Source organism: Mesorhizobium sp. KR1-2 (assembly GCF_040045035.1).
In the GTDB taxonomy this organism is placed as follows: domain Bacteria; phylum Pseudomonadota; class Alphaproteobacteria; order Rhizobiales; family Rhizobiaceae; genus Pseudaminobacter.
On sequence record NZ_JBDZDS010000002.1, the window covers coordinates 442,551 to 456,561 of the forward strand.

At 66.5% G+C, this 14,011-nt stretch carries 14 protein-coding genes and 1 riboswitch; of the genes, 8 read left to right on the forward strand and 6 right to left on the reverse strand.

Annotated features, from left to right (window positions below; genetic code table 11):
• The 5 genes from ABLE85_RS06320 to ABLE85_RS06340 are packed head-to-tail and all read right to left on the reverse strand — an operon-like array spanning window position 1 to window position 3,185.
• Window positions 1-1,191, reverse strand: coding sequence for an NADH-quinone oxidoreductase subunit D (locus ABLE85_RS06320; protein WP_348791845.1), 1,191 nt, complete (start codon window positions 1,189-1,191; stop codon window positions 1-3).
• On the reverse strand, window positions 1,184-1,624 hold the full coding sequence (locus tag ABLE85_RS06325; protein ID WP_348791846.1) for a GFA family protein: 441 nt from the start codon (window positions 1,622-1,624) through the stop codon (window positions 1,184-1,186). The genes ABLE85_RS06320 and ABLE85_RS06325 overlap by 8 nt, the downstream gene beginning before the upstream one ends.
• 11 nt (window positions 1,625-1,635) lie before the next feature.
• Complete coding sequence (locus ABLE85_RS06330; protein WP_348791847.1) at window positions 1,636-2,241, reverse strand: NADH-quinone oxidoreductase subunit C; 606 nt, start codon at window positions 2,239-2,241, stop codon at window positions 1,636-1,638.
• A gap of 6 nt (window positions 2,242-2,247) precedes the next feature.
• Window positions 2,248-2,829 carry an NADH-quinone oxidoreductase subunit B family protein gene (locus ABLE85_RS06335; protein ID WP_348791848.1) on the reverse strand — a complete coding sequence of 194 codons (582 nt, stop codon included), beginning with the start codon at window positions 2,827-2,829 and terminating at the stop codon, window positions 2,248-2,250.
• Window positions 2,820-3,185, reverse strand: a complete 366-nt coding sequence (locus ABLE85_RS06340; RefSeq protein ID WP_348791849.1) for an NADH-quinone oxidoreductase subunit A — start codon at window positions 3,183-3,185, stop codon at window positions 2,820-2,822. The genes ABLE85_RS06335 and ABLE85_RS06340 overlap by 10 nt, the downstream gene beginning before the upstream one ends.
• A gap of 344 nt (window positions 3,186-3,529) precedes the next feature.
• On the opposite strand from ABLE85_RS06340, the gene ABLE85_RS06345 reads away from it, so the two are divergent.
• From ABLE85_RS06345 to ABLE85_RS06380, 8 genes are all read left to right on the forward strand, one after another.
• Window positions 3,530-4,729: a winged helix-turn-helix domain-containing protein gene (locus ABLE85_RS06345; RefSeq protein ID WP_348791850.1), complete on the forward strand. Its 1,200-nt coding sequence runs from the start codon at window positions 3,530-3,532 to the stop codon at window positions 4,727-4,729.
• Between the two features lie 28 nt (window positions 4,730-4,757).
• A riboswitch (cobalamin riboswitch) is annotated at window positions 4,758-4,961 on the forward strand.
• 64 nt (window positions 4,962-5,025) lie between these two features.
• Entirely contained in the window at window positions 5,026-5,424 is a 399-nt protein-coding gene (locus ABLE85_RS06350; protein ID WP_348792120.1) for a DUF1636 family protein, read from the forward strand.
• Window positions 5,421-6,458: a cobalamin biosynthesis protein CobW gene (gene cobW / locus ABLE85_RS06355; protein WP_348791851.1), complete on the forward strand. Its 1,038-nt coding sequence runs from the start codon at window positions 5,421-5,423 to the stop codon at window positions 6,456-6,458. The genes ABLE85_RS06350 and cobW overlap by 4 nt, the downstream gene beginning before the upstream one ends.
• Window positions 6,459-6,473: 15 nt before the next feature.
• A complete protein-coding gene (gene cobN / locus ABLE85_RS06360) occupies window positions 6,474-9,821 on the forward strand; it encodes a cobaltochelatase subunit CobN (protein ID WP_348791852.1) in 3,348 nt (1,115 codons plus the stop codon).
• The gene (gene cobG, locus ABLE85_RS06365) at window positions 9,818-11,149 is read left to right on the forward strand and encodes a precorrin-3B synthase (protein WP_348791853.1); all 1,332 of its coding nucleotides are present in this window, start codon (window positions 9,818-9,820) and stop codon (window positions 11,147-11,149) included. Before cobN ends, cobG begins: the two co-directional genes overlap by 4 nt.
• A gap of 2 nt (window positions 11,150-11,151) precedes the next feature.
• Complete coding sequence (locus ABLE85_RS06370) at window positions 11,152-11,784, forward strand: precorrin-8X methylmutase (RefSeq protein WP_348791854.1); 633 nt, start codon at window positions 11,152-11,154, stop codon at window positions 11,782-11,784.
• On the forward strand, window positions 11,781-12,518 hold the full coding sequence (locus ABLE85_RS06375; protein ID WP_348791855.1) for a precorrin-2 C(20)-methyltransferase: 738 nt from the start codon (window positions 11,781-11,783) through the stop codon (window positions 12,516-12,518). The genes ABLE85_RS06370 and ABLE85_RS06375 overlap by 4 nt, the downstream gene beginning before the upstream one ends.
• Entirely contained in the window at window positions 12,515-13,279 is a 765-nt protein-coding gene (locus tag ABLE85_RS06380) for a precorrin-3B C(17)-methyltransferase (protein WP_348791856.1), read from the forward strand. The genes ABLE85_RS06375 and ABLE85_RS06380 overlap by 4 nt, the downstream gene beginning before the upstream one ends.
• On the opposite strand, the gene ABLE85_RS06385 is transcribed toward ABLE85_RS06380, so the two are convergent.
• Entirely contained in the window at window positions 13,243-14,010 is a 768-nt protein-coding gene (locus ABLE85_RS06385; RefSeq protein ID WP_348791857.1) for a cobalt-precorrin-6A reductase, read from the reverse strand. The genes ABLE85_RS06380 and ABLE85_RS06385 overlap by 37 nt on opposite strands.
• Window position 14,011: the final 1 nt, after the last annotated feature.

The following is a 14,011-nucleotide window of genomic DNA, read 5'->3' on the forward strand; positions in this document are numbered from 1 at the left end:
TTAGCGGTCAACCTCACCAAAGACGATGTCGAGGGAGCCGAGGACGGCGGTGACGTCGGCCAGCATGTGGCCGCGGCAAAGGAAGTCCATCGCCTGCAGATGCGCGAAGCCGGGGGCCCGCAGCTTGCAGCGATACGGCTTATTGGAGCCGTCCGACACGAGATAGACGCCGAATTCGCCCTTGGGCGCTTCGACGGCGGCGTAGACCTCGCCCTCCGGCACGCGATAGCCCTCGGTGTAGAGCTTGAAATGATGGATCAGCGCTTCCATCGAGCGCTTCATCTCGCCGCGCTTGGGCGGCACGACCTTGCCGTCCATGTTGGAGACCGGCCCCACCTTCTCGGTGCCGAGCAGGCGCTCGATGCACTGGCGCATGATGCGCACAGACTGGCGCATCTCTTCCATGCGGATGAGATAACGATCGTAGCAGTCGCCGTGCTTGCCGACCGGAATGTCGAATTCCATCTCGGAGTAGCACTCGTAGGGCTGGCTCTTCCGCAGGTCCCAGGCAGCGCCCGAGCCGCGCACCATCACGCCCGAAAAGCCCCAGGCCCAGGCGTCTTCCAGCGAGACCACGCCGATGTCGGCGTTGCGCTGCTTGAAGATGCGGTTGTCGGTCAGAAGCTCATCGAGCGCATCGACCGTCTTAAGGAACGGATCGCACCACTTGCCGATGTCCTCGACCAGCTTCTCGGGCAGGTCCTGGTGAACGCCGCCCGGGCGGAAATAGGCCGAGTGCATGCGCGCACCCGAGGCACGCTCATAAAACACCATCAGCTTCTCGCGCTCCTCGAAGCCCCAGAGCGGCGGGGTAAGCGCGCCGACGTCCATCGCCTGCGTGGTGATGTTGAGCAGGTGGTTGAGGATGCGGCCGATCTCGGAATAGAGCACGCGGATCAGCTGGCCGCGCTTGGGCACCGCGATGCCGAGCAGACGCTCAACGGCCAGTGCGAAAGCGTGCTCCTGGTTCATCGGCGCGACGTAGTCGAGACGATCCAGATAGGGCACCGCCTGCAGATAGGTCTTGTGCTCCATCAGCTTCTCGGTGCCGCGATGCAGGAGACCGATGTGCGGATCGACGCGGTCTACCACCTCGCCGTCGAGCTCGAGCACGAGGCGCAGCACGCCGTGCGCTGCCGGGTGCTGCGGACCGAAGTTGATGTTGAAATTACGAACGGAAGTTTCAGCCATTGTTGGCTTCCTGTCTGGCTGCGTAGGCCGCCACAACCTCCGCACCGGTCAGCCGGCGCGTCTCGTTGGCGAAAGCATAGTTGGCGGGCTTGTCGTCGATGAAGATCTCTTCGACGAAGTTGAAACGTTCGGGCTCCGAGAACGCCTGCATCGAAACGGCCACGCTGCCGTCATGCACGCCGCGCCAGAACAGCGAGGAACCGCACTTCTTGCAGAATGCCCGCTCGCCCCACTCAGACGACCGGTAGACGCCCAGATCGGTCTCGTCGACAATCTCGACCGACTTGCCGCAGCCGATCGCCATGAAGGCGCCGCCCGACCACCGCCGGCACATGCCGCAGTGGCAGACATCCATCTCCATCTTGGACGGCACCGCCGTGAAGCTGACAGCTCCACACAGGCAGCGACCGGTCAATCTTTGGGTTTCGTTCATTCCGCGCGACCTCAGCTGGTCTTCGCCTTCTCGTCGCCCGGCAGGACGTAATCGGTCCCTTCCCACGGCGACAGGAAGTCGAAACTGCGGAATTCCTGCCGGAGCTCGACAGGCTCGTAGACGACGCGCTTGGCGGCATCGTCGTAGCGAACCTCGACGAAGCCGGTCAGCGGAAAATCCTTGCGAAGCGGATGGCCCTCGAAGCCGTAGTCGGTCAGCAGGCGACGCAGGTCTGGATGACCCGAGAACAGGATGCCGTACATGTCGTAGGCTTCGCGCTCGAACCAGTCGGCACCAGGATAGACGCCAGTGATCGACGGCACCGGCGTATCCTCGTCGGCCTGCACCCGGAGGCGGACGCGCAGGTTCTGACGCGGCGACAGCAGGTGATAGACGACATCGAAGCGCTTGGCGCGCGACGGATAGTCGACGCCGCAGACATCGATGATCGAAATGAACTGGCACTGCACGTCATTGCGCAGGAAGCTGGCGACGGCGACGATGTTGTCGGGCTCGACCGAGATCGTCAGCTCGCCATAGGCGAGCTCCGCCTCGCCGATCTTGCCGGCGAGCTTCTCGGCCAGATAGGCCGCAAGGTCCTTGAGGGCTTCACTCATGGAAAATTACCGTTCGATCGTGCCGGTGCGGCGGATCTTCTTCTGGAGGAGAAGAATGCCATAGAGGAGCGCTTCGGCCGTGGGCGGGCAGCCGGGCACATAGATGTCCACCGGCACGACGCGATCGCAACCGCGCACCACCGAGTAGGAGTAATGGTAGTAGCCGCCGCCATTGGCGCAGGAGCCCATGGAGATGACGTAGCGCGGCTCCGGCATCTGGTCATAGACCTTGCGCAGCGCCGGCGCCATCTTGTTGGTCAGCGTGCCGGCGACGATCATCACGTCCGACTGGCGCGGGGACGCGCGCGGCGCGATGCCGAAACGCTCGGCGTCGTAGCGCGGCATGGAGATGTGCATCATCTCCACGGCGCAGCAGGCGAGACCGAAGGTCATCCACATCAGCGAGCCGGTACGGGCCCAGGTGATCAGCGCCTCGGACGAGGTGACGAGGAATCCCTTGTCGGAAAGCTCGTTGTTGATGTCTGCCACGAACGGGTCGTCCGCACCGATCAACTTGCCGGTGTTCGGGTCGATGATGCCCTTGGGCTGGGCCGCGACCAGCGTGGAGGATGTCTGGTTCAATCCCATTCCAGCGCTCCCTTCTTCCATTCATAGATGAAGCCGATGGTGAGCACTGCCAGGAAAACCATCATCGACCAGAAACCCAGCATCCCGATCTTCCCGAAGGAAACGGCCCAGGGGAACAGGAACGCCACTTCCAGGTCGAAGATGATGAAGAGGATGGACACCAGGTAGAAACGGATGTCGAACTTCATGCGGGCGTCATCAAACGAGTTGAAGCCGCACTCATAGGCCGACAGCTTTTCCGGATCGGGATTGCGATACGCAATCAGGAAAGGCGCAGCGATCAGCGCAAGGCCGATCACCAGGGCAACGCCTATGAAAATGACAATGGGAAGGTATGAACTTAAGAGCCCACTCATGCTCTGACTTTCCGTTGGCGGCCGATCGACCTGAATTATAGCACCGAATCGAGCCGCGAGGCCGCGACACATATGTCGGGGCGGCGCTGCCGAAAATCCATGCTGCAACGCGGCGAGGGTTAGCGCAGCCGGTCCGGCGAAGCAAGTCAAACGTTGGCAAAACGGTGACTGCGTCAATCGCTTTTGCGCGATTGACCCCTCACAAGGCACATTTAAATTCCATACTTTTTTTCTCCACTTTTCCTCCTGACACAATTCGGGTTGCAACATTGCTAGCCTTGAGCGCCAATCCGATTCCCGGCCAAAGCGAGCAATTGCAACATCATGTGGCGGAACGAACGACCATGAAGGACAGGATTTCGCTCAAGCTGGCGCGACGCATAGCGCTGGCCGCACAGGGCTTCGCTGATTCCCGGCCCGCCGGCCCCATCGACCGGAGGCATCTGAACAAGGTGCTTTCACGCATCGGCCTGTTGCAGATTGATTCCGTCAGCGTCGTGGTGCGCGCGCACTACATGCCGCTGTTTTCGCGGCTCGGCTCCTACCCGCGCGACCTGCTCGACAAGGCGGCCAATTCCAAAAAGCGCTCGCTGTTCGAATATTGGGCGCATGAGGCCTCGTTCCTGCCTGTGGAAACCTACCCGCTGCTGCGCTGGCGCATGGAGCGCGCCTCTCGCCATAAGGAAATGTATACCGGCCTCGCCAAATGGGCACAGCAGAACAAGCGGCTCATCGACGACATCTATAGCGAGGTCGTCGCACGCGGCCCCGTCGCCGCCTCGGATATCGATGGCGCAAAAGGCTCCGGCGGCTGGTGGGGCTGGAGCGACGAAAAGCACGCCTTCGAATGGCTGTTCTGGGCGGGGCGCATCACCACCGCCTCCCGGCGCGGGTTCGAGCGCCTCTACGACCTGCCCGAACGCGTGCTGCCGGCCGCCATATATAATGCAGCCGTGCCGCAGGCCGCCGACGCGCACCGCGAACTGTTGCGCATCTCGGCGCGTGCGCTCGGCATCGCGACGGTCGGCGACCTGCGCGACTATTTTCGTCTCTCGCCCGCCGACGTGAAGGGGCGCGTGGAAGAACTGGTCGAATCGGGCGAGCTTCTGCCGGTGCGCGTGGAGGGCTGGAGCCAGCAGGCCTATCTGCACACGGGTGCGCGCATGCCGCGCAAGGTGGAGGCCCGCGCGCTGCTGGCCCCATTCGACCCGGTCGTGTGGGAACGCTCCCGCGCCGAGCGCCTGTTCTGCTTCCGCTATCGCATCGAGATCTACACGCCGGCCGCCAAGCGGCAATACGGCTACTACGTCCTGCCCTTCCTGCTCGGCGACACGATTGCCGCGCGCATCGACCTGAAGGCCGACCGGCCCGCCGGCGTGCTGCGCGTGCAAGCCGCCTATGCCGAACCCGGCGCGCCCGCTCACACCGCCGAGGCGCTTGCCGACGAACTTCGCTTGATGGCGCAATGGCTGGAGCTGGAGCGCATCGAGGTGGTACCGGCTGGCGACCTTGCACCGGCGCTCAAGGACACGCTGGCGTCGTAACCGCGCGTTGACAGGACAACGCGCCCCCGCCTAAATTCGCCGCGACGGTCCCCTCTCCGCAAAGGGAGGGGCCAAGAGGGAATGCGGTGCGGGGACAAATCCCAATTCCGCAGCTGTACCCGCAACTGTAAGCGAAGAGCCGAAGGCCGACAGCCACTGGAATTTTTCCGGGAAGGCGGCGCGAGGCGACGAGGCGCGAGCCAGGAGACCTGCCGTCTAAACGAAATCCGACCGCCCGGCGGGTGTCCTGGGCAAGGAGCATGATTCTAGTGAAGACCGAAGCTGACCCGACAGCACTGGCCGAGGATGTCCGTGATTTGGATGTCTCCGACGTCACCGTTGTCGTCTGTTCATCCTGCCGGGACGAAACCGGCTCCGACGCCCGCCCCCGCGCCGGCGAATTTCTGGCGCAGGGCGCAGCACACGCCGCGACCAACGAAAATATCCGCGTGCGCCAGGTCGAGTGCCTCGGCAACTGCAAGCGCCGCCTCAGCGCCGCTTTGCTGCGCGAGGGCTGCTGGAGCTACGTCTTCGGCGACCTGACGACCGAAAGCGGGCCGGACCTGATCACCGGCGCAAAACTATTCGCCACCGCGACCGACGGCATCCTGCCCTGGCGCGGCCGTCCCGACAGCCTCAAGCGCGGCCTTGTCGCGCGTATTCCCCCTCTTGCGATAGTAAAGGACATTTCATGACCGCCTCCGCGACCCGCGTTCCCTGCACCGTCGTCACCGGCTTTCTCGGCGCCGGCAAGACCACGCTGATCCGCAACATCCTCGAAAACGCCAACGGCAAGCGCTTGGCGCTCATCGTCAACGAATTCGGCGATGTCGGCGTGGACGGCGAAATCCTGAAGAGCTGCGGCATCGACGCCTGCCCGGAGGAAAACATCGTCGAGCTGGCAAACGGCTGCCTGTGCTGCACCGTGGCCGACGATTTCGTGCCGGCGCTGGACGAGATCCTGTCGCGTGAGCCGAAGGTGGACCACATCCTGATCGAGACCTCGGGTCTGGCGCTGCCCAAGCCGCTGGTGCAAGCCTTCCAGTGGCCTTCGGTGAAGAGCCGCGTGACCGTCGACGGCGTCGTGGCCGTGGTCGACGGCGCAGCCCTTGCCGCCGGCCATGTGGCCTCCGACATGGACGCCCTGCAGGCGCAGCGCGAGGAAGACGAAACGCTCGATCACGACGATCCGGTCGAGGAAGTGTTCCAGGACCAGGTTGCCTGCGCCGACCTCATCATCCTGTCCAAGAGCGACCTGATCGACGCGGACGGCAGCGCCCGTGCCCATGCGACGATCGGCGAGCATCTTGCGCGCGCGGTGAAGGTTGTGCCGAGCGCGCACGGCAAGGTCGATCCGTCCGTGATGCTCGGCCTCGGCCTCGCGGTCGAGGACGACATCGAAAACCGCAAGACCCTGCATGACGGCATGCTCGACCACGAGCACGACGATTTTGACAGCTTCATCGTGGAACTGCCGGCCATCGCCAGCCCCGAGGACCTGGCAAACCGCGTGGCGACTGCCGCCGAACAGGAGAACGTGCTGCGCGTGAAGGGTTTCGTCGATGTCGCCGGCAAGCCGATGCGGCTTCTGGTGCAGGCCGTTGGCCCGCGCGTGAACCATTATTATGACCGCGCCTGGACGTCGGCCGAGGACCGCCGCTCGCGTCTCGTCGTCATCGGGCTGAAGGGCCTGAACCGCGAGGCCATCGAGCGCATTCTGGCAAACTGAGCCAGGCGCACGGCCATGCACATACTGACCACGACATCCGCCTCGCTCGACGATCTGATCGAGCCGGTCGACCTTCGGCAGACGCCGGCGGATGTCGTGGCGCTGTCCTTCACCGACAGCGATCTGGCCGGGCTGGCGGCGGCGTGGCGGCAGGAGGCGGACACCCTGCCCTCCATGCGGCTGGCAGCACTTCGCGACCTGCGCCACCCGATGTCGGTGGACCTGTGGGTCGACAGCGTGGCCGCGCATGCCAAGATCATTCTCGTGCGCATCCTCGGCGGCTACGACTGGTGGCGCTATGGCTGCGACCGGCTGGCCGCCATCTGCCGGGACAAAAAAATCCATCTCGCGCTGCTGCCGGGTGAAAGCCACGACGAGGACCAGCGGCTGATCGAATGCTCGACCTTGCCGCGCGAAAAACTCGACCTGCTGCTCGCCTATTTCCGCGAGGGTGGGCCGGACAATATGCGCGCCCTGATGCGCCAGCTCGCCGGACTTGCGGGCGGCCAGGGTGGCGTGGCGGAGCCGGTTGCGGTGCCGAAGGCCGGATTTTACGAGCCCGGCAAGGGCGTGGTGGAGGCCGCCGCTGCAGTGGTGGCAGACGCCCCCGTCATCCCGATCCTCTTCTACCGCTCGATGCTACTGGCGGCCGATGTCGGTCCGATCGATGCGTTGGTCGAGGCGTTGCGCGGACACGGCATCGCGCCTGTTCCCATCTTCGTCTCCAGCCTGAAAGACAAAACCTCCCTCGCCTTCGTGGAAAGCGCGCTGGCGGACCTGAAACCCGCGGCCATCATCACCGCCACCGCCTTTGCCAGCAGCGCCGAGCCGGGCGTGGAAACGCTGTTCGACCGCGCGGGCGCGCCGGTATTCCAGGTCATCGTCGCCACCACGCGCCGCGATGCCTGGGCGGAGAACCAGCGCGGACTGGCGCCGGCCGACCTTGCCATGCATGTGGTGATGCCCGAGCTCGATGGGCGCATTCTTGCCGGCGCGATCTCGTTCAAGGCCGAGATGGAAGCGGATGCCGCGCTGGCCTTCAAGGGCCTCGCCAATCGCCCCGAGCCCGACCGCGTCGAGCAGGTGGCGAGTCGCATCGCGGCGTTCCTACGCCTGCAGCACGAGCCACGCGCGACGCGCAAGGTGGCGATCCTGATCCCGGACTATCCCAGCGCGCCCGGCCGCACCGGCTATGCCGTCGGCCTCGACGTGCCCTCCAGCGTGCTCGCCATGCTGCACGACCTGAAGGCCGAGGGCTATCGCGTTGAAGGGATTCCCGAATCGCCGCGAGAGCTACTGGACCTTTTGGCGCGCCGCGACCACGGCATTAGCCTTGATGACTATGTCCGGTTCTCTGCCGAATTGCCGGCAGAAGCGCAGGCGACTGTTCAGGCCGCCTGGGGCGATGCCGCAACTGAAACAGAGGAAGGCTGCACTTTCCCATTCCGCGCCGCGACCTTCGGCAACATCACCGTTGCCCTAGCACCCGATCGCGGGCGCTCGGCCGACCGCCGCGCCGACTATCACGACCCGACGCTGCCGCCGCGCCATGCGCTGCTCGCCTTCGGGCTCTGGCTGCGCAAAAGCCTCGGCTGCCACGCGCTGGTGCATGTGGGCGCGCATGGCACGCTGGAATGGCTGCCCGGCAAGACGGTGGCGCTCGGCCAAAACTGTTTTCCCGAAATCGTCACTGGCGGCCTGCCGGTGGTCTATCCCTTCATCGTCAGCAATCCGGGCGAGGCAGCGCAGGCCAAGCGGCGCATTGCCGCCGTCACACTCGGCCACCTGCCCCCGCCGCTTTCCCATGCCGGACTGGACGAGAACCAGCAGACGCTGGAACGGCTGGTGGACGAATATGCACAGGCCGACGGTCTGGACCGCCGCCGCCGCGACAGGCTCGCAAAGCTGATCGTCGACACCGCTTCGCAAACCGGCCTTGCCGCCGAGGCCGGCGTCGCCAGGACCGACGCGCCCGACGAGGCACTGCGCCGCATCGACGCCTGGCTCTGCGACCTCAAGGATTTTGCGGTCAAGGACGGGCTGCACGTCTATGGCCGCGCCAGCGAAGGCGAGGCCGACGAAATGCGCCTGAAAAGCTCGGAAAGCGAGCGCGCGGCGCTGATCGCCGCGCTCGATGGCCGCCACATCACCGCCGGCCCCTCCGGTGCGCCGGCGCGTGGCCGTACCGAGGTGTTGCCCACCGGCCGCAACCTGTTCACCGCCGATCCGCGCACCATGCCGACGCCGACCGCCTTCGACCTCGGCCGCGCGGCAGCGCAGGAGGTGCTGACACGCTATCTGCAAGATCATGGCGACTGGCCGCGTTCTCTCGTCATCGACCTCTGGGGCAGCGCCTCGCTGCGCACCGGCGGCGAGGAGATCGCGCAAGGCCTGTTCCTGATGGGCTGCCGTCCGCAATGGGATGCAGCCACTGGCCGCGTGACCGGCATCGAGGTGCTGCCGCCGGCAACGGTGGGGCGGCCGCGCGTGGACGTGACATGGCGCATTTCCGGCCTGTTCCGCGACATGTTCCCCACCCAGATCGCGCTCATCGACGCCGCGGCCGCAGCCGTCGCAGCGCGCGACGAGGATGCGTCGGAAAACCCGCTGGCCGCCGAGGCGCGCACTCTTGGCAAGGCGCCTGCCCGCATCTTCGGCTCGTCGCCCGGCACCTATGGCGCGGGGCTGGAGGACATGCTGGCGCGCGGCGAATGGCAGGACCGCGCCGAGCTCGGCCGTGCCTATCTGGACGCAACCTCCCACGCCTATGGCGGCGCTTCGGGCGAAGGCGTTTCCGCGCCCGGCGCCTTCGCGACACGTATCGCCGAGGCCGACCTTCTGGTGCATAGCGGTGACGATCCCGGCCGCGATATCCTCGAAGGCTCGGCCGACGTCGCCTTCATCGGCGGCTTTTCGGCAGCGCTTGCCGCGCTGGGCACCAATGCCGACGTGATCGTGCTCGACACCACCGACCCGGCACGACCCCGCCCGCGCTCGGTCACCGAGGCGGTGACGCGCGTTGTACGCGCCCGCGCGGTCAATCCGCGCTTCATCGAGGGCCAGATGCGCCACGGGCCGCGCGGCGCCTCCGAATTCGCCGAGACGGTGGACCGGCTGGTCGGCTTTGCCGAAACCACCCATGCGATTCCCGGCGCCCTGATCGAGGCCGTGCACGACGCCTATCTCGGCGACGAAGCGGTGCGCGCCTTCCTGCTGCGCGAGAACCCGGCGGCAGCCAAGGTGATCGCCGAGCGCTTTGCCTCGGCGCGCCGGCGCGGGCTGTGGCACCCGCTGCGCAACTCGATCGACGACGATCTGGCGAGCCTGATCGCCGAGGCCGAAGCGCTGGGGGCTGCGGCATGAGCGGCTTTTCCCGCAGGGGCGCCTGCCCGGCACTCTCGGCCCCCATGCAGACCGGCGACGGCCTTCTCGTGCGGCTCAATCCGGTCGCTGGAGGAGTTTCGCCCAAGGCTTTGATCGGACTCTGCGAATCCGCGCTGCGACACGGCAACGGCGTGATCGAGGTCACGGCGCGCGGCAGCCTGCAGATTCGTGGGCTTACCGCCGAAAGCGCGGCGTTGCTGGCAACCGAGGTCGATGCGCTGGGCATCGCCGTGCGCACCGGCGTGCCGGTGGAGACGGGGCCGCTCGCAGGGCTAGATCCGCAGGAAATCGCCGATCCCTCCCCGCTCGCCGCCCGCATCCGCGAGGCCATCGACGCGGCGGGCCTTGGCGCGCGACTCGGACCAAAAGTGTCCCTGGTGGTCGATGGCGGCGGCAGGCTGAACATGTACACCGTGCAGGCAGATGTGCGGCTGACCGCGCTTGCGCCGGGCCAGTGGCTGCTGGCAGTCGCCGGCGATGCGCGCACAGCGACAACCATTGGCGCGGTGGCCGAGGCCGACGCTTGCGACGCCGCGCTGGCGATCTTGAACGCGATTGCCGAGCGTGGCCGCGAGGCACGGGCGCGGGACCTAACCACCGAAGAGCTTCGCAAACTGGTCGCCGGTCGCCTGCAGCGGGGTGATTCAGAATACGAACTTTCGGCTCTAAACGCGCCCTCACCCATCGGAATCCTGCCGCTGGGCCGTGATGCATCGATACTCGGCCTTGGCCTGCCCTTCGGTCACATGCAGGCCGAGCGCATGATCGCGCTGTGCCGCGAGGCTGAAATATTGGGCGCCAGCGAAATCCGCTTCGCGCAGCAGCGCGCCGTTCTGGTCCTCGGCCTGTCGCAATCCGCATGTGCAGAGTTACAGCACAAAGCAGCCTCCCTCGGCTTCGTCACCGACCCGCTCGACCCGCGCCGCATGATCGCCGCCTGCCCCGGCGCGCCGTCCTGCGCATCCGGCCGCATCGCCGCGCGCGAGGTGGCCGAAGAGATCGCCGGCGACAGCGGCACAGCACTCGATCCGTCCATCACGCTGCACATTTCCGGCTGCGCCAAGGGCTGCGCACATCCGGCCCGCTCGGCACTCACTTTGGTGGGCGACGAAAAAGGAGCCGGACTTGTCGTTGACGGGACGGCGAAGGGACTTCCGGCCGCGTACACGCCGGGCTATGAACTCGCTCGCGGTTTCGGTCGGGTCGCAGCGCTTTTGACAGAACAGCGCCGCCCCGGCGAGACCACGGCACAGTGCATCGCGCGGCTCGGCGAAAGCCGGTTGGCTATGGCTTTTCAGCAAGGATAGAGATGTCCGGATACGACTATATTCACGACGGCACGGCGATCTACGAGCGCTCCTTTGCCATCATTCGCGCCGAGGCCGACCTGTCGCGCTTTTCCGAGGCAGAAGCCGATGTGGCCGTGCGCATGATCCATGCCTGCGGCCTGGTCGAGGCGGCCGAAAAATTCGAATTCGGGCCGGGCTTCGTGGAAGCCGCCAGCGCAGCACTGAAGGCCGGCGCGCCGATCTTCTGCGATGCCGAGATGGTGTCGCGCGGCGTGACCCGCGCCCGCCTGCCGGCCGATAACGAGGTGATCTGCACGCTGCGCGACGAGCGCACGCCCGCATTGGCGCAGGAGATCGGCAACACCCGCTCCGCCGCCGCGATCAAGCTTTGGCTCGAGCGCATGGCGGGCTCGGTGGTGGCCATCGGCAATGCGCCGACCGCCCTCTTCTACCTGCTCGAACTGCTGCGCGACGGCGCTCCGAAGCCGGCGGCGATCCTCGGCATGCCGGTGGGCTTTGTGGGGGCTGCCGAATCCAAGGATGCGCTGGCGGAAAATTCCTATGGCGTGCCCTATGCCATCGTGCGCGGACGCCTCGGCGGCAGCGCCATGACAGCCGCCGCCCTTAACGCACTGGCGAGGCCCGGACTGTGAGCGCTGAACCCAAAGGCCGCCTCATCGGCGTCGGCACCGGCCCCGGCGATCCGGAGCTTCTGACCCTGAAAGCCGTTCGCGCGCTGGGCGAGGCCGACGTGCTGGCGCATTTCGCCAAGCGCGGCAGCAACGGCAATGCCCGCGCGATCGTCTCGGCGCATCTCAAGCCCGGCATCGTGGAGCTGCCGCTGCTCTATCCGGTGACCACCGAGATCGACAAGGACCACGCCGACTACAAGGCCGCGATCACCGGCTTCTATGAGGAGTCGGCGCGTGCGGTGGCCGAGCATCTCGATGCGGGCCGCACGGTGGCGGTGCTGAGCGAGGGCGACCCGCTGTTCTATGGCTCCTACATGCATCTGCATGTGCGGCTGTCGCAGCATTACCCGACCGAGGTTATCCCCGGCGTCACCGCCATGTCCGGCTGCTGGTCGCAGACCGGCCTGCCGATCGTGCAGGGCGACGACGTGCTGAGCGTGCTGCCCGGCACGATGAGCGAGTTCGAGCTTTCGCGTCGGCTGGCCGACACGGACGCCGCCGTCATCATGAAAGTGGGGCGCAACCTGCCGAAAATCCGACGCGCGCTCGCCGCCACCGGCAAGCTGGAGCGGGCGATGTATGTCGAGCGCGCCACCATGGCCAACACTGCCTCCGTGCCGCTGGCAGAAAAGGCCGACGACACCGCGCCCTATTTCGCCATCGTGCTGGTGCCCGGCTGGGAGGGACGGCCATGAGCGGGCGTCTTTTCGTCATCGGGCTCGGCCCCGGCAATCCCGGCCAGATCACGCCGGAGGCGAGTGCAGCGGCAGCCGAGGCGCAGTTCTTCTACGGCTACGCCCCCTATGTCGACCGGCTGAACCTGCGGCCCGACCAGACCCGCATCGCCTCCGACAACCGCGAGGAGATTTCTCGCGCCAATGCAGCGCTTGAGCAGGCTGCGCAAGGCGCCAGCGTCGCGGTGGTTTCGGGCGGCGATCCCGGCGTCTTCGCCATGGCTGCGGCCGTGTGCGAAGCGATCGAGGCCGGCCCTGCCGAATGGCGCGACATCGAGCTGACCATCGTTCCCGGCGTCACCGCCATGCTGGCGGTTGCGGCCCGCATCGGCGCGCCCCTGGGTCACGATTTCTGCGCCATCTCGCTCTCCGATAACCTCAAGCCCTGGGACCTGATTCTGCGACGGCTGGAGGCGGCGGCGGGCGCGGGTTTTGTCATCGCGCTCTACAACCCGATCAGCAAGGCGCGCCCCTGGCAGCTGGGCGAAGCGCTGGACAAGTTGCGGACCATCCTGCCCGGCACGACGCCCGTCATCTTCGGCCGCGCCGCCGGCCGGCCCGACGAGCGCATCGAGATCACGCCGTTGGCGGAAGCCCGCGCCGAGCAGGCCGACATGGCCACCTGCGTGATGATCGGCTCGCCCGAAACCCGCATCATCGAGCGCGGCGAAAAACGCCCGCTGGTCTACACGCCGCGCTTTTCGGCAGGTGCCAGCCAATGATCGATCATGCCGGCCAGCTCCGCGACGCTTTTGGCTTGAGGCACCTGCGGCAGGTCCGGCCTGCGGAACAGGACGACCTCGATGCCGAGCTCGCGAGCGGCCGCGATCTTGCCATAGGTTGCGGCCCCGCCGCTGTTCTTGGCAACGATGGCGTCGATGCGATGGCTGGCCAGCAACTCGCGCTCGTCGGCCTCGGCGAAGGGGCCGCGCGCGAGGATGTAGGTGGCATTCGGCACGGCAAGCGGCGGATCGACCGGATCGACGCTGCGGATGACATAGGCGTGCTGCGGCGCGCCCTCGAAGGCGGCGATCTCCTGCCGGCCGAGCGCCAGGAACACGTGGCGCGGTTTTTCGCCCAGCGCGGCGACCGCCTCTTCAGCATTTTCCACCAGCTTCCAGCGATCGCCCTCGACCGCCTCCCAGCCCGACCGGCGCAGCGCCAGGATCGGCACGCCGGCGAGCGCCGCAGCCTCAGCTGCGTTGCGCGAAATATTGGCCGCGTAGGGATGCGTGGCGTCGATCAGCAGGGCGACGCGCTCGTCGCGCAGGTATTGCGCCAGCCCTTCGGCACCGCCAAAGCCGCCGCTGCGCACCGGAACCGGTTGAGCCACGGGATCGACCGTGCGGCCGGCGAGCGACAGGGTGAGCGAAAGATCGGCGCGAGCAACCAGCCTGCCGGCAAGCTGCCGGGCTTCCGTGGTGCCGCCAAGTATCAGAATGCGGTGGGTCATC

Bases quoted from the DNA above. Each gene is read 5' to 3' on its own strand.
- ABLE85_RS06385 (WP_348791857.1), bottom strand. From the start codon at position 14,010: ATGACCCACCGCATTCTGATACTTGGCGGCACCACGGAAGCCCGGCAG.
- cobN (WP_348791852.1), top strand. From the start codon at position 6,474: ATGCACATACTGACCACGACATCCGCCTCGCTCGACGATCTGATCGAG.
- cobW (WP_348791851.1), top strand. From the start codon at position 5,421: ATGACCGCCTCCGCGACCCGCGTTCCCTGCACCGTCGTCACCGGCTTT.
- ABLE85_RS06320 (WP_348791845.1), bottom strand. From the start codon at position 1,191: ATGGCTGAAACTTCCGTTCGTAATTTCAACATCAACTTCGGTCCGCAG.
- ABLE85_RS06345 (WP_348791850.1), top strand. From the start codon at position 3,530: ATGAAGGACAGGATTTCGCTCAAGCTGGCGCGACGCATAGCGCTGGCC.
- ABLE85_RS06335 (WP_348791848.1), bottom strand. From the start codon at position 2,829: ATGGGATTGAACCAGACATCCTCCACGCTGGTCGCGGCCCAGCCCAAG.
- ABLE85_RS06340 (WP_348791849.1), bottom strand. From the start codon at position 3,185: ATGAGTGGGCTCTTAAGTTCATACCTTCCCATTGTCATTTTCATAGGC.
- cobG (WP_348791853.1), top strand. From the start codon at position 9,818: ATGAGCGGCTTTTCCCGCAGGGGCGCCTGCCCGGCACTCTCGGCCCCC.
- ABLE85_RS06380 (WP_348791856.1), top strand. From the start codon at position 12,515: ATGAGCGGGCGTCTTTTCGTCATCGGGCTCGGCCCCGGCAATCCCGGC.
- ABLE85_RS06330 (WP_348791847.1), bottom strand. From the start codon at position 2,241: ATGAGTGAAGCCCTCAAGGACCTTGCGGCCTATCTGGCCGAGAAGCTC.
- ABLE85_RS06325 (WP_348791846.1), bottom strand. From the start codon at position 1,624: ATGAACGAAACCCAAAGATTGACCGGTCGCTGCCTGTGTGGAGCTGTC.
- ABLE85_RS06370 (WP_348791854.1), top strand. From the start codon at position 11,152: ATGTCCGGATACGACTATATTCACGACGGCACGGCGATCTACGAGCGC.